We start from the raw sequence: 20,321 nt of genomic DNA, 5'->3' as shown, positions 1-20,321 counted from the left end.
TATCCCGCAATTTACCATATTCTGGACTGGTCTTTACTTGTCTTGAAAGCAATAATATTCAGGAGAAGCGCCTGGAATGCGGCGCCGGCACGTGCGGCGGCGCGTCAGGCAAGGGACGCATCAATACAATAATTCCAAAAAAACTCAGGGTGTATTCTTTTTAGGGTGGCGGCGATGAACAAATGGATGACGGGAACGGTGGTGGTGGGTGGCTTGCTGGCGGCACAGGGTGCGGCGCAGGCGCAAAGCAGCGTGCAAGTGTATGGCTTGCTGTCGGCCGGTATCGGCTATGTGTCGGATGAGGGTAGCGGCAGCCGCACGCATGCGCTGAGCGGCACGAATCAGAATCCCCGCATCGGTTTCCGCGGCCAGGAAGACCTGGGCGACGGCACCAAGGCTATCTTCGTGCTGGAAAACGGTTTTAATGTGATGACGGGCACGGCGTCGCAGAGCGGCCGTTTGTTCGGCCGCCAGTCGTATGTGGGTTTGTCCAGCAATGACAAGGGCACCCTGACCCTGGGGCGCCAGTACGAAGCCGTCAAGGATCTGCTGGGCCCGGTGGTCATCGCCAGTAACGGCGTGCACATCGGCGACAACGACAATGGCTACAACAACCTGCGCGTGCAAAATGCCGTCAAGTATGTCAGCCCGAACATCAGCAACCTGTCGTTCACGGGCTTGTACGGTTTCAGCGAAAACCCGGCAGACTCCAACCGCAACCGCGTCTACAGCATGGGCGCCGGCTACAAGGTTGATGCCTTCAGCTGGGCCGTCGCCTACACCAAGATGGACCACCCGAACAGCCCCGATGCGCCGAATGGCGCCATCGGCAACGACTATGGCAGTTCCCTGTTGATCTTCAATAAAAGCGCCGTCAAGGGCGCCGGCGTGGACAGCCAGGCCATCGCCGGCACGGGAGGCTTTTATAATGTGGGCAGGACCAAGTTTGGCGCGCTGTACACCAACGTGCGCTACCACTACCTGGACCAAAGCAATCTGACCCTGCAAAACGTGGATCTGAACGTGAACCACAAGCTGACGGAAGCGCTGAACCTGGGCGCGTCGTATTTCTATACCACCGGGAAATATGACGTGATCAACAAGACGCCGAAATGGCATCAGGTCAACTTCCAGGCCGATTACTTCCTGTCCAAGCGCACCGATGTCGCCATCACCTGGAGCTACCAGAAAGCGGCCGGCGATGCGACGTTCGCCCGCGTGTTTGGTTTCGGTGCCGCGGGCGGCAAGACGCAAAGTGTCCTGATCGTCGGCATGCGACATTATTTCTGAGTCTGATTCATTTTTACAGGCGCTGTCCCGCAGCGCCGCCCCCTGAAAGGAAGCATCTTGAAAAAGCACCTCATGTTGGCGTTGAGCCTAGGCTTGCTGGCCAACGCCGCCCACGCGGAAAAACGCGAGCTGGTCATTTCGGCCTATCCGATTGCCCAGCCCTTGTTCATGAAGTATGTGTACGAGCCATTCAAGGCCAAGTGCGGTTGCGATATCAAGGTGGAAACAGGGAATAATGCGGACCGCATCGCCAAGCTGGTGGTGCACGCCAAGAATCCGGTGATCGACCTGGTGCTGCTGTCCGATTCCGGCATGCTGGAAGCGGCGCAAAAGGGCGTCATCCAGCCCATGGATTACGCCAAACTGAGCAATTACAAGGCCCTGTACGACGTAGCGAAAAACCCCATCGGCGGCAACTACGCCGTCGGCTACACGCTGTATTCGGTAGGCCTGGTGTACCGCAGCGACAAGATTGCCCCGCTGACGTCCTGGAAGGACCTGTGGCGCCCCGAACTGAAGGGCCGCGTGGCCTTCCCCGACGTGAGCACCACGCAGGGCCCATTGATGCTGCGCATGGCCGATGCGGCCTGGGGCGGCAAGACGGACGACTACGCCACCGGCTTTGCCAAGATCGTTGGCATGAAGGGCAACGTCGTCACGTTCTCGAAGAACAGCGCGCAGCTCGCTGCCCTGTTCGCGCAGGATGAAATCTGGGCCGCGCCCGTGGCGCGCTTTACCTGGTCGCAAATGCTCAAGACGGGCCTGCCCCTGAAATGGAGCATCCCGGCCGAAGGCCAGGCGGCCGGCATGAACGTGATGGGCATCGTGGCCGGTTCGAAGAATGCGGACCTGGCCTACCAGCTGATGGATTTCTGGCTCTCCAAGGAAGTGCAGACGCAGCTGGCGACTAACCTGGTCGACTCGCCCGTCAACAGGGACGTGCGCCTGTCGGTGGCGGCCGCACAATTCAATACCTATGGCGCCGATCAAATCAGCTCGCTGAAGTTCGTCAAGCCGGAAACCATCCTCAAGCAGCGCAGCAACTGGATGACGCAGTGGAACAAGGCCATGAGCAAATAGTGGTGACGAGGAGAAAACACCATGTTTGCTGATCCAAAAAAGCGCCTGGGACTGCTGCTGGTCCTGCCGGCGCTGATCTTTATCGTCGTCTGCTTCCTGCTGCCCGTGCTGGCCTTGCTGGTTGACGCCTTCCGTGTCGGCGACGGCATGCAGTGGGGCGTTGACCGCTTCATTGAATTCTTCTCGCAGGAATTCAACCGCACCATCTTCTGGCGCACCCTGCGCATCGCCGCGCTGGTGACGCTGGCGGCCATCATCCTCGGCTACCCGGCCGCGCAAGCCGTGGCGCGCGTGTCGCCGAAGTGGCGCGGCCTGGTGGTGGGCATGATGATTCTGCCGCTGATGGTCTCGCCGATTGCGCGTACCTATGCCTGGATCGTCTTGCTTGGGCGTAATGGCGCCCTCAACGCGGCGCTGGTCAACATGGGTTTCACGGACGAGCCCCTGCGTTTGCTGTTCAGCGAGTTCGCCGTGTTTGTCGGCTTGCTGCAATTGCTGCTGCCGCTGATGCTGATGTCGCTGGCCGGTGCGCTGGAAAACCTGCCGCGCGACGTGGAACCGGCTGCGGCGACTTTGGGCGCGAATCCATGGCAAGTGTTTTGCAAGGTCACCCTGCCGCTGACGCAGGAAGGCCTGGTGGTTGGCGGCACGCTGGTGTTTACGGGCTGCGTGACGGCCTATGTGACGCCGGCCCTCCTGGGCGGCACCAAGGTGCTGATGCTGGAAACGCTGCTGTACCAGAAGGTCAGCGTGGAGAGCGATTTTGGTGCCGCGAATGTGATCGCCGTCATCCTCGTCTGCATGACCCTGCTGGTGAATGCCGGCCTTAAACGTATTTCCTCGAGCCGGAGCTCTGTATGAAAGAAAGCCTGTTTTCGCGCGCCGTCCTGTGGCTGGTGTTTTTGTTCCTGCTGGGGCCTTTCGCCATCGTCGTGCTGGCGGGCTTTTCCGGCGGTGAAACGCTGGCCTTCCCGCCCGAGTCGTATTCGCTGCGCTGGATTCTGGAAGTGTGGGCGGCGCCCGAGTTCCGCCGCGCTTTCCAGACCAGCCTGGAAATCGGCCTGATCGCCACCGTCATCGCGCTGTTGCTGGGCATTCCCGTCGCGTATGCGTTTTCGCGCATGCCGCCCCCCGGCATCGGCGCCATCCGCCAGATCCTGACGTCGCCGCTGATCATTCCCGCCATCCTCGTCGGCCTGGGCTTGCTGCACCACCTGGTCCTGACCATCAACGCGCCCGTGTACGTGGGCCTCTTGATCGGCCATATCGCCCTGTTGATTCCGTACTCGGTGCGCGTGGTGTACGCCAGCCTGGTGAATTTGCGCGTGGATATCGAGGATGCCGCCATCACCTTGGGCGCGTCGCGCCTGCGCGCGTTCTTCATGATCGTGCTGCCGAATATCCGCAACGCCGTGATCGCTGCCTTCTTCCTCGCCTTCGTCACCTCGTTCAACCAGGTGCCCGTCTCGCTGTTCCTGACGGGACCGGGCATCAGCACCTTGCCCATCGAGATGCTGGGGCATATGGAAAACAGCTTCGACCCGTCGATCGCTGCCCTGTCGACCTTGCTGGTCTTGTTCACCATGGCCTTCGTGATGGTGACCGAGAAGGTGCTGGGCATTTCTAAATACATGTAAGAGGCAACACACGATGAGTTATCTGGAACTGCACAAGCTGAACCTCGGCTACGCCAAGAACACGACGTCCGTGAAAGACCTGGACTTGCACGTCGAGCAGGGCGAACTGATTTCCCTGCTGGGCCCCAGCGGCTGCGGCAAGACCACCACCATGCGCGCCATCGCCGGCCTGATGCCGCTGCAGTCGGGCCGCATCGTGCTCGATGGCCGCGAAATCGGCAAGCTGGCGCCGAATAAACGCAATATCGGCATGGTGTTCCAGTCGTACGCGCTGTTTCCGCACCTGAATGTGTACGACAACATCGCTTTTGGTTTGCGCCTGCGCAAGGTCGCGCCGGCCCTGCTGAAAACGAAAGTGGAAGCGGTGATCGCCGCCGTGGGACTGACGGGTTTTGAAACCCGCTTGCCGGCGCAGATGTCCGGCGGCCAGCAGCAGCGCGTGGCGCTGGCGCGCGCCATCGTCGTCGAACCGGCCCTGCTGCTGCTGGATGAACCGCTGTCGAACCTGGACGCCAAGCTGCGCGTGCAGATGCGCGCCGAGCTGCGCCGCATCCAGCGCGAACTGGGCATCACCATGCTGTACGTGACGCATGACCAGGAAGAAGCGCTGGCGCTATCCGACCGCATCGTCGTCATGAACGGCGGGCGCATCGAGCAGCTGGCCACGCCGGAAGCCGTCTTCAATACGCCGTCGACGCGTTTCGTCGCCAACTTCATGGGTTTTGAAAATCTGTTCGACTACCGCGATGGCGCGCTGCACCACGCGGGCGCCAGCCTGCCGTACACCTCCCTCGTCGCGGCCGGCACCACGGTGCTGGGCTGGCGTCCGGACAAGGTGCGCGTCTGCGCCGCCGACGACGCAGCAGGACAGTATCCTGGCACCGTGCTGGCACGGGGCTTCCTCGGCGACACCGTCGAATACCTGCTGCAAACGCCGCTGGGCCAGGTCAAGGGCATTTGCGCGGCCGGCGGCGCCACCTGGCGCGAAGGCACGGCCGTGTCCTTCGTGCTGCCGTCCGACAGCGCCCTGTGGCTGGGCGCGTGATTTCTGAATGGAGCGCAGCATGACCCAAGCCTTGAAAAAGATCTGGCTCGACACCGATCCCGGTTTCGACGACTGGCTGACGATGTTGCTGCTTGGCAGCAATCCCGATATCGAGTGGCTGGGCGTGAGCGTGGTGGTGGGCAATGCGCCCGTCGATATCACCTACGACAATGCCTTGCGCATCAAGGCGCATGACGGTTTGACGGTACCGATTTATCGCGGCTGCGAGCAGCCGCTGGCCGGCGTGATCGAAACGGCGCAGCGCATCCTCGGCGACAGCGGCATGCCGACCACGGGCGAGATCCTGCCGCCGGGCGCCGCCACGGATGCTGCCGGTCACGCCGTCGACGCGCTGATCGCCGCCGTGCGCAAGTATCCTGGCCAGATCACCATCATGGCGATCGCGCCGATGACCAATATCGCAACCGCACTGGCCAAGGCGCCCGACATCGCGGAAAAAATCGTTGAAATCATCCTGATGGGCGGTTCGACCGACCAGGGCAACCACACGGCGGCGGCCGAATTCAATATCTATGCGGACCCGGAAGCGGCTGCTCAGGTGTTCAAGTCCGGCATTGCGCTGCGCATGTTCGGTTTGAACCTGTGCCGCCAGTTGCTGGTGACGAACGGGGAAGTGCAGCGCCTGCGCGCCATCGGCACGCCGCGCGCGCAGCGTCTGGCTGGCTACCTGGAAGCGTATGTGCGCATCCGCAGTGCCGACGGTTCCGTGCCCATGCCGATGTACGACCCGGTGGTGGCCTTGTACCTGGAAGCGCCGCAGCTATTCCAGTTCCAGAGCGCCCACGTGGCCATCGAATTGACGGGCGAACTGACGCGCGGCATGACGGTGTGCGAGTTCCGCGTGCCGCGCCGCGCGCCCATCAACACGCAAGTGGCGATGCTGGCCGACGGCCCGGCCGCCATCGAGCGCCTGATGCGCCGCCTGGCTGCCATTCTCGTCTGACCCACTTCACTACGAAACGAGCTTCATGTCTAATTCACCCCTGAGCATCGAACAGTTTTTACGCGCCATGCCGAAGGTGGAGCTGCATTGCCACCTGTTTGGCACGGTGCGCCAGGCAACTTTCCGCGCGCTGGCCGCCAAGACGGGCAATGTCGTCAGCCCCGAGGAAATCGACGCGTTCTATACGCGCGGCGACAAACCGGTGGGCGTGCTGCGCGTGCTGCGCGCGCTCGACGCGCACCTGATCGTTTCGCCGACCGACCTGTATTGCCTCACGTATGAATATCTGGAAGACGTGCATGGCCACGGCGTGCGCTATGCGGAATTCTTCTGGAACCCGACCGGCACCGTGCGCGTCTCGGGCATCCGCTATGACGCGGCGCAAGACGCCATCGTGGCCGCCATCCGCGACGCGCAGCGCGATTTTGGCGTGATCGGCCGTTTGATTCCCAGCATCGACCGCGAAGCCGCTCCCGCCGAAGCCGTGCAGATGGTGGAATGGATGAAGGCGCACCGCGCGCCGGAAGTCATCGGCATCGGCATCGACTACCGCGAAAACGACCGCCCGCCGGAACTCTTCATCGAAGCCTACCGGGCCGCGCGCGAAGCCGGCTTCAAATGCACGGCGCATGCGGGTGAATTCGGCATGCCGTGGATGAACGTGGCGACGGCCATCGAGCAATTGCAGGTGGACCGTGTCGACCATGGCTACACGATTGTCGACAACCCGGAACTGGCGCAGCGCTGCGTCGAGCGTGGCCTGGTGTTTACGGTCGTGCCGACCAATTCGTATTATCTGCGCACGCTGGCGCCCGAGCGCTGGGCGCTGGATCACCCGATTCGCGCCATGGCCAAGCTGGGCCTGAAACTGCATCCGAACACGGACGACCCGACCCTGCATCACGTGACGCCAACGGGCGCCTGGATGATGATGCGTGAATTCGGTTTCGGCCTGGATGACATGCGCGGCTTCATGTTGAACGGCCTGGACGCGGCCTGGATCGATGAGAGTACGCGGCGCGACTGGCGCGCCGATTTTACGCGCGAGTTCGACGCGCTGCGCGCCCGCGTGGTTGACGCCTCCTAAGCTGAAACGGGCGGCGGCAGCAGCAAGGACGGAAACGCCCGCTGCGGGCAGCTTTGGCGCTCGCACACCTTGCAGCCCGTGCCGATGGGCGTGGCGCTGGAAGGGTCGTGCAAATCGAGCCCCTTTGAGTAAATCAGCCGGTGCGCCTGCGAGATGTCGCAGCCCAGTGCCACGGCAAAGGTCTTGCCCGGCGCGCGGAAGCCTGGCGAGGCCGTACTCACCTGGCGCGCGATCCATAAATAGGTGCAGCCGTCGGGCATGCTGGCCACTTGCGTCAGCACCTGGCCCGGATGGCTGAAGGCGTCGTAGACGATCCACAGGGGGCAGGTGCCGCCCACCCGCGAAAAGTGAAAGTCCGTGGCCGACTGGCGCTTCGAGACATTGCCCGCGCGGTCGACGCGCACGAAGAAGAAGGGCAGTCCCGCTGCCTCGGGGCGCTGCATGGTGCTCAAACGGTGGCACACAGCTTCGAAACCCACGCCGAACTGGTGCGCCAGGCGCTCGATATCGTAAGCGCGCGTTTCCGCCGCCTGCAAAAAGCGCTGGTATGGCATCAGCAGGGCGCCGGCAAAGTAATTCGAGAATGCCAGGCGCGCGCTCGTTTGCGCGGCCGCGCCGGAAAATCCCGCCGCCAGCACCAGGGCATCGATCAGCTCGCTGTGCTCGAGCAGGCTGATTTGCGCCGCCATCTGGAAGGCGCGCTGGCCGCCCGTCAGGGTGTCGGGCAGCCACAGGATGTGTTGCTGGGCATCAAAGCGATGCTTGCGCACCATGCCCGCGTCGCCATCGGATAGCTGCACTTTGACGCCGTGGCGCGACAGCAAGCGGCTTTGCAGCGCGTCGAGCGCGCGCAGCTGCGGATCGAGTTCGCCCGCCACCAGTTCGGCCGCCCGGTCCAGCTCATCGATATAGTTTTGCCGCCGGTTCAGGTATTCGCGCACTTCCTCGTCCGTGGAGGGCGCCGCCGAGCTGGCGCCACGGCTGCCGTCGTCGAGGCGCGCGGCCAGCGTGTCAGCCCGTTCCGCCATCACCCGGTAGCGCCGCTGCAGCAGCAGGATGGAACGCGCCAGTTCCGGCATGTTTTCCACCAGCATTTTGAGTTCGGCCATCGAGGTGGGCGGCGCGTCGGGCAATTCGCCGAACACGTCGCGCACGTCGGCCACCAGGCTGGCGCTGTCGTGTTCGGAGAAAATTTGCGGATCGACCCCCAGTACCGTGCCGATGCGCAACAGAATCGGCACCGTCAGCGGGCGCTGGTTGCGCTCCATCTGGTTCAGATAGCTGGGCGAAATGCCCAGGGACTTGGCCAGCGCCACCTGCGTCATGCGCCGTTCTTCGCGCAGCCGCTGCAGGCGCACGCCCATGAAAACCTTTGCCATCGCGCTTCCTCTTCCCCGGTTTGTGGAATCTGCAAATTTACAATATTTGCAGATTAACAGATTCAGCTTTGCATTATCTCGCATTTTCACGCCTTGTTTGCGGCCCGTATTGTGCGAATAATGCAAACAGACCTATCCATAAAACCAGGAGACACCGAGTGACCACGCAAACCGCTGCTGCCAATAACGTTCCGACCGTTCCACTGTTGATCAACGGCGAGTGGGTTGAATCCCAAACCACCGTCTGGCGCGACGTCGTCAATCCGGCCACGCAGGAAGTGCTGGCGCGTGTGCCGTTTGCCACGCCCGATGAAGTCAATGCCGCCATCGCCTCGGCCCAGCGCGCCTTCAAGACCTGGCGCAAGACGCCGATCGGCGCACGCGCGCGCATTTTCCTCAAATTGCAGCAACTGATCCGCGAAAACATGGCCGACCTGGCCGCCACCTTGACGATGGAACAGGGCAAGACCCTGCTCGACGCGGAAGGCGACGTGTTCCGCGGCCTGGAAGTGGTCGAGCATGCCGCCAATATCGGCACCCTGCAAATGGGCGAATACGCGCAAAACGTGGCCGGCGGCGTCGATACCTACAGCGTGATGCAGCCGCTGGGCGTGTGCGCCGGCATTACCCCGTTCAACTTTCCCGCCATGATCCCCCTGTGGATGTTCCCGATGGCAATTGCCTGCGGCAATACCTTCGTGCTGAAACCATCGGAGCAAGATCCGCTGGTGACGGAAAAACTCGTGCGCCTGGCCCTGCAGGCGGGCATCCCGGCAGGCGTGCTGAACGTGATTCACGGCGGCGAAGACGTGGTCAACGCCCTGTGCGACCACCCGGACATCAAGGCGATTTCGTTCGTGGGATCGAGCAAGGTGGGCACGCATGTGTACCAGCGCGCCAGCCTGAACGGCAAGCGCGCGCAATGCATGATGGGCGCCAAGAACCACGCCGTCGTCTTGCCTGACGCGAACAAGGAGCAGACACTGAACCAGCTGCTGGGCGCCGGTTTCGGCGCAGCCGGCCAGCGCTGCATGGCCGCTTCCGTGGCCGTGCTGGTGGGTGCGGCGCGCGAGTGGCTGCCGGAACTGTCCGCCAAGGCGCAAACCTTGACGGTCGGTGCGGGCAAGGACAATCCTGACCTGGGCCCCGTGATTTCCTGCGCGGCGAAAGAGCGCGTCTTCAGCCTGGTCGCCAAGGGCATCGAGCAAGGCGCGGTGCTGACCCTCGATGGCCGCGACGTGAAGGTCGATGGCTATCCGAACGGCAACTTCGTCGGCCCGACCATCCTTTCCGGCGTGAAACCCGGCATGGTCGTGTATGACCAGGAAATCTTTGGCCCGGTCTTGATCGTCGTCGAAGTCGATACCCTCGATGAAGCGATCGCCCTGGTGAACGCGAATCCGAACGGCAATGGCACGGCGCTGTTTACGCAAAGCGGCGCGGCCGCGCGCTATTTCCAGGAAGAAATTGACGTGGGGCAAGTCGGCATCAACGTGCCCATTCCCGTGCCTGTTCCCCTGTTCAGCTTTACGGGTTCGCGCGGCTCGAAACTGGGCGATCTGGGTCCGTTCGGCAAGCAAGTCGTGCTGTTCTACACGCAGACGCAAACGATTACCCAGCGCTGGTTTACGGACGCGGCCTCGGTGGGCAAGGTCAACACCACCATCAGCCTCAAGTAAGGAGTTGCCATGGACTTTGAATTGAGCGACGAGCAGCGCGAGTTTCAGCAGGCGGCGCGCGCGTTCGCCGAAGGCGAACTGGCGCCGCACGCGGCGCATTGGGATGCGGAATCGATCTTCCCCGTGGAAACGATTGCCAAGGCGGGCGAGATGGGCTTTTGCGGCCTGTACACGCCGCAGCGCTGGGGCGGCCTGGGCTTGAGCCGCCAGGATGCGGCCATCGTCTTCGAGGAGCTGGCCGGCGGCTGCACCTCGACCACGGCCTACATCACGATACACAACATGGCCACGTGGATGCTGTCGCGCTGGGGATCGGAAGCCCTGTGCGACGAGTGGGTGCCAGCCCTGGCCGCCGGCCAGAAGCTGGCCAGCTATTGCCTGACGGAACCGCAGTCGGGTTCCGACGCGGCGTCCTTGCGCACCAAAGCTGTCAGGGATGGCGACTTTTATGTGCTGGACGGCACGAAAGCGTTTATCTCCGGCGCGGGCCAGACGGACATGCTGATCGTCATGGCGAGAACCGGCGGCGAAGGCGCGGCCGGCATTTCCGCGTTTGCCGTGCCGGCGAACTTGCCCGGCATCGTGTATGGCAAGAAAGAAGAAAAGATGGGCTGGAACAGCCAGCCTACGCGCATCATCAGCTTCGACCAGGTGAAAGTGCCTGTTGGTAACTTGCTGGGCGCGGAAGGCGAAGGTTTTGCCATTGCCATGAAGGGTATCGATGGCGGGCGCATCAATATCGCCGTGTGCTCGGTGGGCACGGCGCAGGCGGCCTTGACGCGGGCGCAAGCGTACATGAAGGAGCGCACGCAATTCGGCCGCGAACTGGCGCAGTTCCAGGCCTTGCAATTCAAGCTGGCCGATATGCTGACGGAACTGGTGGCGGCGCGCCAGATGGTGCGCCTGGCGGCCTGGAAACTGGACCAGGAAAGCCCGGACGCCACCGCGTATTGCGCCATGGCCAAACGTTTCGCCACGGATGTGGGTTTTAATGTCGCCAACGATGCGCTGCAATTGCACGGCGGCTACGGCTACATCCGCGAGTACCCGCTTGAGCGCCACGTGCGCGACACGCGCGTACATCAAATCCTGGAAGGGACGAATGAAATCATGCGCCTGATCGTCGCGCGAGCGATTTTGAAAGACGGCGCCACGGAGACCTTACGATGAGCAAAGTGTATACCAATCTGCTGCTGGAACGCCGTGGCCACACGGCCCTGGTGACCCTCGACAACCCGCCCGCCCACACGTGGACCCTGGCCAGCCTGAACGCGCTGACGCAGCTGGTGGCCGACCTGAATGCCGATCCGGACGTGTATGCGCTGGTGATCACCGGCGGCGGCGCCAAGTTCTTCTCGGCTGGTGCCGATCTGAAAGTGTTTGCCGACGGCAACAAGGACACGGCGTTCGCCATGGCCGCCGCGTTTGGCGAGGCGTTCGAGGCGCTGTCCGCGTTTCGCGGCGTCAGCATCGCCGCCATCAATGGCTATGCCATGGGCGGCGGGCTCGAATGCGCGCTCGCTTGCGACATCCGCATTGCCGAAGAACACGCACAGATGGCCTTGCCGGAAGCGTCCGTCGGCTTGCTGCCGTGCGCGGGCGGCACGCAGCATTTGCCGTGGCTGGTGGGCGAAGGCTGGGCCAAGCGCATGATTTTATGTGGCGAAAGAGTCGATGCGGCCAAGGCCCTGGCCATCGGCCTGGTCGAGGAAGTTGTGCCTACCGGCAAGGCTGCCGCCACGGCCCTGGCCCTGGCCGCCAAGGTGGCGCGCCAGAGCCCCAGCAGCGTGACGGCATGCAAGACCCTGATCCAGGGCGCGCGCAGTCATCCGCTGGTCAATTCCCTGCCCGACGAACGCACCCTGTTCCTGGGCCTGTTCGATACGCAAGACCAGAAAGAGGGCGTGCAAGCGTTCCTGGAAAAACGTCCTGCGGAGTGGAAGAATGGTTGAGACCGTCAGTATTGAAACTGTCAGGATCGAGGAACGCGACTGCCCCGGCGGCATGAAGCTGGGCGTCATCACCCTCGACGCACCGAAGTCCCTGCACGCGCTGACGCTGGAGATGATCCGCGCCATCGATGGCGCGCTGGTGCGCTGGGCCGGTGACGATGCCATCGCCTGCGTGGTGCTGCAGTCGTCGACCGACAAGGCCTTCTGTGCCGGCGGCGACGTGCGCAGCTTGCGCACTGCCGTGGTCGAGCAGTCGGGCGTCGTACCGAACCCGCAGGCGCTGGCCTTCTTTGCCGAGGAATACCGGCTCGACCACCGTATCCATACGTATGTGAAACCGCTGCTGGTGTGGGGCGGCGGCATCGTCATGGGCGGCGGTCTGGGCCTGATGGCCGGTGCCAGCCACAAAGTGGTGACGGAAAGCACGCGTATCGCCATGCCGGAAATTACGATCGGCCTGTTCCCGGACGTGGGTGGCAGCTGGTTCCTGGGCCGCATGCCGGGACGCAGCGGCCTGTTCCTGGGCTTGACGGGCGCGCCTATGAACGCGGCCGACGCCCTGTTTGCGGGCCTCGGTGATTATTTCCTGCGCCAGGAAGAGCGCGCCATGGTGCTCGACGCGCTGGCGCTGGCGCAATGGCAAGTGGATGCGCCCGCAAACCACCAGCAGCTGAGCCGTTTGCTGCGCGGCTTCTCGGCCCCGGCGTCCATGCTGCCCGTCTCCGAAGTGCGCGCCAACTTCGACGCCATCGCCGCCTTGACGCAAGCGCCCACCTTGCCCGAAGTGGTGGCCGCCATTGCCGCCTATGACGGCGATTCGGCCTGGCTGCAAAAGGCGGCCCATGCACTGGGCAAGGGCGCGCCCACTTCGGCCGCCCTGGTGTGGGCCATGCGTGAGCGCACTCTTCACCTGAGTCTGGCGCAAGTGTTCCAGCTGGAACTCATTGTTGCCGTGCAATGCTGCGCCCACGCGGACTTCAGCGAAGGCGTACGTGCCTTGCTGATCGACAAGGACAATGCGCCGCAATGGCAGCCGGCCAGCCTGGCCGAGGTCAGCGAAGCGTATCTCAATGAATATTTCACGGCGCCATGGGATAGCCATCCTTTGCGCGACCTACAGTAAAAGAATAACAGGAGACATATATGCAACATATCGCTTTCATCGGCCTGGGCAACATGGGTGCGCCGATGGCCCGCAACCTGGTGGCCGCCGGCTTCCACGTGTCCGTATTCGACCTGGCGCCGGCGGCAGTGGCGTCGCTGGTTGAAGCAGGCGCTACGGCGGCAGCATCCGCCAGCGCAGCCGTGCAGACGGCCGACGCCGTCATCACCATGCTGCCAGCCAACAAGCACGTGCAGGAACTGTACCTGGGCGCCGGGGGCGTGCTCGACTCGGCCAAGCCCGGCGCCTTGTTCATCGATTGCAGCACCATCGCCGCCGATGTGGCGCGCCAGGTGGCGCAGGCAGCCAGCGAGCGTGGCTTTGCCATGATCGATGCGCCCGTCTCGGGCGGCACGGCGGGCGCGGCGGCTGGCACCCTGACCTTCATCGTCGGCGGTAGCGATGCGGCCTTGCAGCAGGCGCGACCCCTGCTGGAAAAGATGGGCAAGAACATCTTCCATGCGGGCGAGGCGGGCGCGGGCCAAGTGGCGAAGATTTGCAACAACATGCTGCTAGGCATTTTGATGGCCGGTACGGCCGAGGCGCTGAACCTGGGCGTGGCGCATGGCCTGGACCCGAAAGTGTTGTCCGACATCATGGCCAAGAGCTCGGGCCGCAACTGGACCCTGGAAGTGTACAACCCGTGGCCGGGTGTCATGGAGGGCACGCCCGCGTCGCGCAATTACACGGGCGGCTTCGGCACGGCGCTGATGCTGAAAGACCTGGGCCTGGCGCAGCAGTCGGCCTTGTCGGCAAACGCCCCCACGCCACTGGGCGGCCTGGTGCGCCAGCTGTACCAGATGCATGCGCAAGCCGGTTATGCGCAGCAGGATTTCTCCAGCATCGTGCAGATGCTGCAGCCTGGTTTGCAAACGCCTGCCGCCTGAGAAATTTTGGGCAAAAAAAAGCCCGCTGGTAAAAGCGGGCTAAATCCAATTCTTGGAAGAGTTGGAGGAGACAGATGCATTATGCTGCATCGCCACATATAACTCCAATTTATCTTTTGAATATCTATTATAGATTTACGTGATATCTCTTCCAGGTAGCCGCATGGCGGCTACCGTTCCCGCAACTCAGACCGGATTACAGGCGATCTGTACGTTGGTGACGTTGGCGCTGCCCATGGTGCCAGCGCCTGTGCCTGGCTGTACGACGCACAGTAGCCCCTTCGGCTGGGTGGAGACGCCGACGCCATAGGTGGTGCCATCGGCGACAGCGCCGCTCAAGGTAAAGGTCTTGGCATCCTTGGCCACTATGGTTGTTACATTACCGTTAATCAGTACCAAGCCGTCTACCGTCAGACCAGAAATCGTGCCGCTCACGCTATACGTATTTTGTGAACAAGAAACAGCGGCGCTGATGTTGATGTAATGGCCAGCCGAACCGGAGCCACCACTGATGCCGCAAGTCATATGGGCCGGTTGTTGCTTGAAGGTGATGTTGTAGTCGGTGCCATAGTCGATGCGCTTTTTAAAGGTGAACGAGGTCTGGCCGGCTGCAATCGGCAGCTCTTCTCCGCCATTGGCGAGGATCAGGCCATTGTTGTTCAAGTTGCTGACGGTGCCGCTGACATCATACGATGCCTTGCCGCCGCAAGCGGCCAGTCCCAGGGTCAGCAGCAGCGCGGCGAGTGGGCGCAGGAAGGATAACTTCATGTATTTCTCCAAAAATTAGGTGACGGATCGCAAGGATTACTGCGGCGTGCAGTCGAGTGTGGCTGCGATCGTGGGGGCAGAGCCCATCGTGCCGACCGTATCGCTGCCGTCGGTGCTGGTGGAACCCTGGAAGCGGCACTTCAGGCCCGTTGGCTGGGGAGGCAGTATGGAAATACTGTATGGGGCGCCGTCAGGTACCGAATCGAATTTGTAGGAGTCGGTGCCAGCCAGGGGGCTGATGCCGTTGGGGCCCATCACCAGGCGCAAGCCGCCAGCGGTCAGGCCCGTGATCTTGCCGCTCAGCGGGTAGGTGTTGGTCGTGCAGCTCACCACGGTCGTGCTCACGGAATAGCTCGTTGCCTTGCCGCTGCCATTGGTAATGCTGCAAACGGCGCCTTTTGGCTGTTCCGCGATGCTGATGTCGTAGCGGTCATCGGTCTTGACCAGCTTGGTGAAAACAAAGGAGGACTGGCCCGCAGGAACAGGCAATCTTTCGCCATCATTCAGCAGAATCAGGCCATCCTTTGCCAGATTGGAGACTTGGCCACTCAGATACAGGTTGCCGCCGCTGCCGCCGCAAGCTGCCAGTGTGACGGCGCAAGCCGCCGCCAGCATCGAGCGCAGGTACAAATTTTTCATACATTCTCCAAAACGAATTAGGTTGGGTAGCGCAACGCGGACGCTGGCGCCGCATTGGAATGGCGCCTATTTTAGTCTATCTGGCAAGCCGAATGATCTTGCCTTGTATCACCCTGTAACAATTTTTCGCCGGGAAGCGCTGGCCCGGCCCCATTTCACGGTACGCGGCCATGCCGGCGGCGGCGATCGGTGCGACAATACATGCAGCCTGCGCATCGTGGCGCGGCATCCACCGTGAGTCCCATGTCCCTTGCCCCTGTCAAACCCGCCGTGCCGCCCAAGGCCATCCTGTTCGATCTCGACGATACCTTGTGGCCCATCGCGCCCGTGATTGCCGCCGCCGAAACCCTGCTGCACGACTGGCTGGCCACGCATGCGCCCAGGGTGGCGCAGCAGTTTTCCATCGAGGTGCTGCGCCAGCACCGCCTGGCCATGCTCAATGCGCAACCGCATTTCCATGGCAATTTGATCGAGTTGCGCCGCGCCGGCCTGCTGGCCGCCTTCGAGACCGCCGGCGAGGATGCCGCCCTGGTCGAGCAGGCCATCGTGCACTTCCTGGCCGCGCGCAACCGCGTCCAGCCGTATGACGACGTCTTGCCTGGCCTGGCCTGGATGCGCCAGCGCATGCTGCTCGGCTCCATCTCGAATGGCAATGCGGACCTTGAAATTATCGGCTTGGCGCAGCATTTCAAGGTGTCCATCGCCGCCAGCGAGTTTGGCGTGGCCAAGCCCGATGCCAGCATCTTCCTGGCCGGCTGCGCCGCGCTGGGCGTGGCGCCGAGCGAGGCCGTGTATGTCGGCGACGATTTGTATTTCGACGTGACGGGAGCGCAAGGCGCGGGCATGCGTGCCATCTGGATGAACCGCAAGGGCAGCGACGCCCACCTGGCCGCCGGTGTGCAGCCCGACGCCATCTGTGCCAACTTTGACGAGTTGCTGCTGTGGCTGCAGGGGCAACTGGAAGATTGATCGCCGCCGGACGGGCGAACGTGCATAATAGGTGCTGTTATTGCACGTTCGGCCGCTGTCGTTGCCGCTTGATTAACAATATGTTTGTTTAAAGAATATTTGCTTACCTGAGACACCATGCAACTCGATACCCGTGCCCAAACACTGCTGAAAGCCCTGGTCGAGCGCTATATCGCCGACGGCCTGCCGGTTGGTTCGCGCGCCCTGTCGAAAATTTCCGGCCTGGACCTGTCGCCAGCCACCATCCGCAACATCATGGCCGATCTGGAAGAGCTCGGTTATGTGTCCAGTCCGCACACCTCGGCCGGACGCATCCCCACGCCGCGCGGCTACCGCATCTTTGTCGACACCTTGCTGACCGTCCGGCACCTGGACGAGCATATGGTGGAATCGCGCATGCGTCTGCAGACACCGCAGCCGCAAAAAACCATCGCCAATGCGGCGCAGATGCTGTCGTCGCTGTCGCAGTTTGCCGGCGTCGTGCTCAGTCCGCGCCGCGAATCCGTGTTCCAGCAAATTGAATTTCTGCGCCTGTCCGAAAAGCGCATCCTGCTCGTCATCGTTGCCCCGGGCGGCGACGTGCAGAACCGTTTATTGCTGACGGAGGCTGACTACACGCCGGCGCAACTGGTGCAATCGGCCAATTACATCAACCAGAACTATGGCGGCCTGTCGTTCGATGCCGTGCGCGTGCGCCTGCGGGGCGAACTGCGCCAGCTGCGCGACGACATGGGCAGCCTGATGCAGGCAGCCGTGGAAGCGGGCAGCGAAGCGATGGCCGACCATAGCGACGACATGGTGATTTCCGGCGAACGCAACTTGCTCAGCGTGAGCGATCTGTCATCGAATATGCATTCGCTGCGCCAGATGTTCGACATGTTCGAGCAAAAAACGGGCTTGATGCAGCTGCTCGACGTGTCGAGCAAGGCGACGGGCGTGCAGATTTTCATCGGCGGCGAATCGAACCTGGTGCCGATGGATGAGATGAGCGTGGTGACGGCGCCGTATGAAGTCAACGGCAAGATCGTGGGAACGTTGGGAGTGATCGGACCGACGCGCATGGCCTACGAGCGCGTCATCCCGATCGTCGATATCACGGCTAAATTACTGTCGAGCGCGCTTAGCCATCACTAGGGACGCCTGACCAAACCTGCTGCGCGTCGGTATAGGCGGCTTGCGATGCTCACCGTACTGAAAGTACGGTTGCGCTTCTCGGCCACCTCTCCCTTCCGCTCGCGACGGTTTTGTCCGGCGTTGTATTGCCGAGTATTACTGCCAGCCGCCCCGTGGGAGCGGCCGGCAAGCGTCAGGCGGCTTTATGCGGGCAAGCCGTCTTGATGCAGTTGCCGTAGATGGCCAAGGCGTGTTCGGCGATCTTGAAGCCGCGCTCTTCAGCAACTTTTTGCTGGCGGATTTCGATCTCTTCGTCGAAGAATTCTTCGACCCGGCCACAGTCGAGGCACACCAGGTGGTCGTGGTGCGATCCTTCGTTGAGTTCGAAAATTGCCTTGCCGGTTTCAAAATGGTTGCGGTTGAGCAAGCCTGCCTGTTCAAACTGCGTCAGGACACGGTAGACAGTTGCCAAACCGACATCCATATTGTCGGCCAGCAGAATTTTATAGACGTCTTCCGCTGTCAGGTGGCGTACCGGGCTACTCTGGAAGATATCGAGTATCTTCAGGCGTGGCAGGGTGGCTTTCAGGCCGCTTGCCTTGAGATCACTAGGATTGTTACTCATGTTTGTTGCTCGTATGTGGGTCAGGTGCTTTATCATATAGCGTTTTGTCGGGGAGTGCCAAAATATGCATTTTTTGGCAGGCCGGTCACTCCTGGCGTTTTGTTCATCCAATTGAGGTCATTTATGCGCGTAACACCGGCTGTATTGCCATCTCTCTGGCACCGTATTTCATTTCGAGCACCAGTCGTGGCAGGCATGGTTTGTGTCGCGCTGGTCATGTCCGGCTGCGCCAGCCGCGGCATCCTTGGCGAAAAGCCGGCAGCCAGCCAAAAAGAAGGCAAGGAAGTGGTCCCTGAACAGGGCGCACAAACGACCACTATTACGCCGCTGCAAAAATTCATGTGGTTTTTCTCGCCGTATCGTCCTGACATTCAACAAGGCAACTTTGTCTCCGAAGAGATGCTGGCCCAGTTGAAAGTGGGCATGACGCGCGACCAGGTACGTTTCGTCCTCGGCACCTCGTTGCTGACCGACATTTTCCATGCCGACCGCTGGGATTACCCGTTCCGCCTGGCCCGGGGCAGTGGCGAAACCACCAGCAGCCGCGTGGTTGTGTTTTTTGATAAAGAAGGCAAGGTGGCACGTTTCGAAGGCGGCAACTTGCCGACCGAGAAAGAATACATCGACCGCATCGCCGGTCCGTCGCCGTTCGCCAAGGTCGCCAAGGCCGACGTGCCTGCCGCCGCCGTGCCGTCGCCCGTGGCGCCGAGCGCCGTGCCCGTGCCGGCCGATGCCGCTCCTGCCATTCCTGTGAGCAAGCCTGACGTTGCACCTGCACCTGCACCTGCACCTGCAACGGCGCCTGCCGCCGAGCCTGCACCTGCTGCCGAACCCACCAAATAAGCTGTTGTAAGAGAATAAAATGACTGAACTGAAAATCGCCATCGCTGGTGCCAGTGGCCGCATGGGCCATATCCTGATCGAAGCCGTCAGCAACGCCCCCGACGCCGTGCTGGCCGGTGCGCTCGACCGCGCTGGTTCACCGTCCGTCGGCCAGGACGCCGCCGCTTTCCTGGGCAAGCCGGCCGGCGTGCTGATCGAGTCCGATCTGGCCACCGGCCTGGCCGGCGCCGATTACCTGATCGACTTCACGCGTCCCGAAGGCACCTTGCAGCACCTGGCGTATTGCGCCGAGCACGGCATCAAGATGATCATCGGCACCACCGGCTTCGATGACGCGGGCAAGGCGGCGATTGCCGCCGCTGCCGAAAAAACGGCCATCATGTTCGCGCCGAACATGAGCGTGGGCGTGAATGTCACCATGAAGTTGCTGGAACTGGCGGCAAAAAGCCTGTCCGAAGGCTATGACATTGAAATCATCGAAGCGCATCACCGCCACAAGGTCGACGCGCCATCGGGCACCGCCCTGCAAATGGGTGAAGTGGTGGCCGGCGCCCTGGGCCGCGACTTGAAAGAGTGCGCCGTGTACGGCCGCGAAGGCGTGACGGGCGAACGCGATCCGTCGACCATCGGCTTTGCCACCATCCGCGGCGGTGATATCGTCGGCGATCATACGGTGCTGTTTGCCGGCATCGGCGAGCGCATCGAGATCAGCCACAAGTCGAGCAGCCGCGTCACCTACGCCCACGGCGCGCTGCGCGCCGCGCGTTTCCTGGCGGACAAGCCGACCGGCCTGTTCGACATGCAGGATGTGCTGTCGCTGAAGAACTGAGGAAGATCATGGCCACTGCCATCCTGAATGGAAAAGACATCACCGACGCAGCGAGCTTTCACGCCCAATGCGTGCCAGCCTTCGGTTTCCCTGAATTCTACGGCAACAGCATGGATGCCTGGGTCGATTGCCTCAGCTACCTGCGCGACGACGAAAACATGACGCAGTTCCGTTTGAAACCGAACGAAGTGCTGGAAATCGTGGTGCAAGACGCAGAGGCAATGAAGGCGCAAGTGCCTGATTTACTGGAAGAAATGACGTTCTGTATCGCCGGCATCAATGAGCGCTATGAAGATTATGGCGAAAAGCCGGCGCTGAAGCTGGTATTGAAGTAGGTCGGATTAGGCCCTGCGGGCCGTAATCCGACAACATT

Annotated in this window: 21 protein-coding genes; 17 read left to right on the top strand and 4 right to left on the bottom strand. The window is 62.0% G+C overall.

Annotated features, from left to right (window positions below):
- The first annotated feature begins 174 nt into the window (after positions 1-174).
- From CNX70_RS27180 to CNX70_RS27150, 7 genes are read left to right on the top strand one after another with little or no spacing between them, the layout of a single operon-like run.
- Positions 175-1,290, top strand: coding sequence for a porin (locus CNX70_RS27180; RefSeq protein WP_244198972.1), 1,116 nt, complete (start codon positions 175-177; stop codon positions 1,288-1,290).
- Positions 1,291-1,347: 57 nt separating this feature from the next.
- On the top strand, positions 1,348-2,370 hold the full coding sequence (locus CNX70_RS27175) for an ABC transporter substrate-binding protein (RefSeq protein WP_244198971.1): 1,023 nt from the start codon (positions 1,348-1,350) through the stop codon (positions 2,368-2,370).
- A gap of 21 nt (positions 2,371-2,391) precedes the next feature.
- On the top strand, positions 2,392-3,231 hold the full coding sequence (locus tag CNX70_RS27170; protein WP_071075234.1) for an ABC transporter permease: 840 nt from the start codon (positions 2,392-2,394) through the stop codon (positions 3,229-3,231).
- The gene (locus CNX70_RS27165; RefSeq protein ID WP_070290842.1) at positions 3,228-4,007 is read left to right on the top strand and encodes an ABC transporter permease; all 780 of its coding nucleotides are present in this window, start codon (positions 3,228-3,230) and stop codon (positions 4,005-4,007) included. The genes CNX70_RS27170 and CNX70_RS27165 overlap by 4 nt, the downstream gene beginning before the upstream one ends.
- 13 nt (positions 4,008-4,020) lie before the next feature.
- Entirely contained in the window at positions 4,021-5,052 is a 1,032-nt protein-coding gene (locus CNX70_RS27160; protein WP_096238096.1) for an ABC transporter ATP-binding protein, read from the top strand.
- Between the two features lie 19 nt (positions 5,053-5,071).
- Positions 5,072-6,016 (top strand): nucleoside hydrolase, encoded by a 945-nt coding sequence (locus CNX70_RS27155; protein WP_244198970.1) that lies wholly within the window; start codon positions 5,072-5,074, stop codon positions 6,014-6,016.
- 25 nt (positions 6,017-6,041) lie between these two features.
- A complete protein-coding gene (locus CNX70_RS27150; RefSeq protein ID WP_096238095.1) occupies positions 6,042-7,103 on the top strand; it encodes an adenosine deaminase family protein in 1,062 nt (353 codons plus the stop codon).
- On the opposite strand, the gene CNX70_RS27145 is transcribed toward CNX70_RS27150, so the two are convergent.
- On the bottom strand, positions 7,100-8,482 hold the full coding sequence (locus tag CNX70_RS27145; RefSeq protein ID WP_096238094.1) for a short-chain fatty acyl-CoA regulator family protein: 1,383 nt from the start codon (positions 8,480-8,482) through the stop codon (positions 7,100-7,102). The genes CNX70_RS27150 and CNX70_RS27145 overlap by 4 nt on opposite strands.
- Before the next feature lie 158 nt (positions 8,483-8,640).
- Here CNX70_RS27145 and CNX70_RS27140 point away from each other — a divergent pair, with 158 nt between their 5' ends.
- The 5 genes from CNX70_RS27140 to mmsB are packed head-to-tail and all read left to right on the top strand — an operon-like array spanning position 8,641 to position 14,162.
- Entirely contained in the window at positions 8,641-10,161 is a 1,521-nt protein-coding gene (locus CNX70_RS27140; RefSeq protein ID WP_096238093.1) for a CoA-acylating methylmalonate-semialdehyde dehydrogenase, read from the top strand.
- Between the two features lie 9 nt (positions 10,162-10,170).
- A complete protein-coding gene (locus tag CNX70_RS27135) occupies positions 10,171-11,331 on the top strand; it encodes an acyl-CoA dehydrogenase family protein (protein ID WP_096238092.1) in 1,161 nt (386 codons plus the stop codon).
- Complete coding sequence (locus CNX70_RS27130) at positions 11,328-12,113, top strand: enoyl-CoA hydratase (protein WP_035822702.1); 786 nt, start codon at positions 11,328-11,330, stop codon at positions 12,111-12,113. Before CNX70_RS27135 ends, CNX70_RS27130 begins: the two co-directional genes overlap by 4 nt.
- Positions 12,106-13,236: an enoyl-CoA hydratase/isomerase family protein gene (locus CNX70_RS27125; protein ID WP_096238091.1), complete on the top strand. Its 1,131-nt coding sequence runs from the start codon at positions 12,106-12,108 to the stop codon at positions 13,234-13,236. The genes CNX70_RS27130 and CNX70_RS27125 overlap by 8 nt, the downstream gene beginning before the upstream one ends.
- 20 nt (positions 13,237-13,256) lie before the next feature.
- Positions 13,257-14,162 (top strand): 3-hydroxyisobutyrate dehydrogenase, encoded by a 906-nt coding sequence (mmsB, locus tag CNX70_RS27120; RefSeq protein ID WP_096238090.1) that lies wholly within the window; start codon positions 13,257-13,259, stop codon positions 14,160-14,162.
- Positions 14,163-14,348: 186 nt separating this feature from the next.
- Here mmsB and CNX70_RS27115 read toward each other — a convergent pair whose 3' ends face one another.
- Positions 14,349-14,930 carry a DUF4369 domain-containing protein gene (locus tag CNX70_RS27115; protein WP_096238089.1) on the bottom strand — a complete coding sequence of 194 codons (582 nt, stop codon included), beginning with the start codon at positions 14,928-14,930 and terminating at the stop codon, positions 14,349-14,351.
- A 36-nt stretch (positions 14,931-14,966) separates the two neighbouring features.
- Positions 14,967-15,569, bottom strand: a complete 603-nt coding sequence (locus CNX70_RS27110; protein ID WP_096238088.1) for a hypothetical protein — start codon at positions 15,567-15,569, stop codon at positions 14,967-14,969.
- A gap of 243 nt (positions 15,570-15,812) precedes the next feature.
- Here CNX70_RS27110 and CNX70_RS27105 point away from each other — a divergent pair, with 243 nt between their 5' ends.
- Together CNX70_RS27105 and hrcA are read left to right on the top strand one after the other, a co-directional pair.
- Positions 15,813-16,538 carry an HAD family hydrolase gene (locus tag CNX70_RS27105; RefSeq protein ID WP_167389726.1) on the top strand — a complete coding sequence of 242 codons (726 nt, stop codon included), beginning with the start codon at positions 15,813-15,815 and terminating at the stop codon, positions 16,536-16,538.
- Between the two features lie 117 nt (positions 16,539-16,655).
- Positions 16,656-17,672 (top strand): heat-inducible transcriptional repressor HrcA, encoded by a 1,017-nt coding sequence (gene hrcA, locus CNX70_RS27100; RefSeq protein ID WP_096238087.1) that lies wholly within the window; start codon positions 16,656-16,658, stop codon positions 17,670-17,672.
- Between the two features lie 172 nt (positions 17,673-17,844).
- On the opposite strand, the gene fur is transcribed toward hrcA, so the two are convergent.
- Positions 17,845-18,276 (bottom strand): ferric iron uptake transcriptional regulator, encoded by a 432-nt coding sequence (fur, locus tag CNX70_RS27095; RefSeq protein WP_096238086.1) that lies wholly within the window; start codon positions 18,274-18,276, stop codon positions 17,845-17,847.
- A 195-nt stretch (positions 18,277-18,471) separates the two neighbouring features.
- Here fur and CNX70_RS27090 point away from each other — a divergent pair, with 195 nt between their 5' ends.
- From CNX70_RS27090 to CNX70_RS27080, 3 genes are read left to right on the top strand one after another with little or no spacing between them, the layout of a single operon-like run.
- On the top strand, positions 18,472-19,119 hold the full coding sequence (locus CNX70_RS27090; RefSeq protein ID WP_244199208.1) for an outer membrane protein assembly factor BamE: 648 nt from the start codon (positions 18,472-18,474) through the stop codon (positions 19,117-19,119).
- 19 nt (positions 19,120-19,138) lie between these two features.
- Positions 19,139-19,948 carry a 4-hydroxy-tetrahydrodipicolinate reductase gene (gene dapB, locus CNX70_RS27085; protein ID WP_092711959.1) on the top strand — a complete coding sequence of 270 codons (810 nt, stop codon included), beginning with the start codon at positions 19,139-19,141 and terminating at the stop codon, positions 19,946-19,948.
- An 8-nt stretch (positions 19,949-19,956) separates the two neighbouring features.
- The gene (locus tag CNX70_RS27080) at positions 19,957-20,283 is read left to right on the top strand and encodes a barstar family protein (protein ID WP_096238085.1); all 327 of its coding nucleotides are present in this window, start codon (positions 19,957-19,959) and stop codon (positions 20,281-20,283) included.
- Positions 20,284-20,321 lie beyond the last annotated feature (38 nt).

This window comes from Janthinobacterium svalbardense (genome assembly GCF_002327145.1).
In the GTDB taxonomy this organism is placed as follows: domain Bacteria; phylum Pseudomonadota; class Gammaproteobacteria; order Burkholderiales; family Burkholderiaceae_D; genus Janthinobacterium; species Janthinobacterium tructae.
This window is presented reverse-complemented; position numbering and strand designations above follow the sequence as displayed.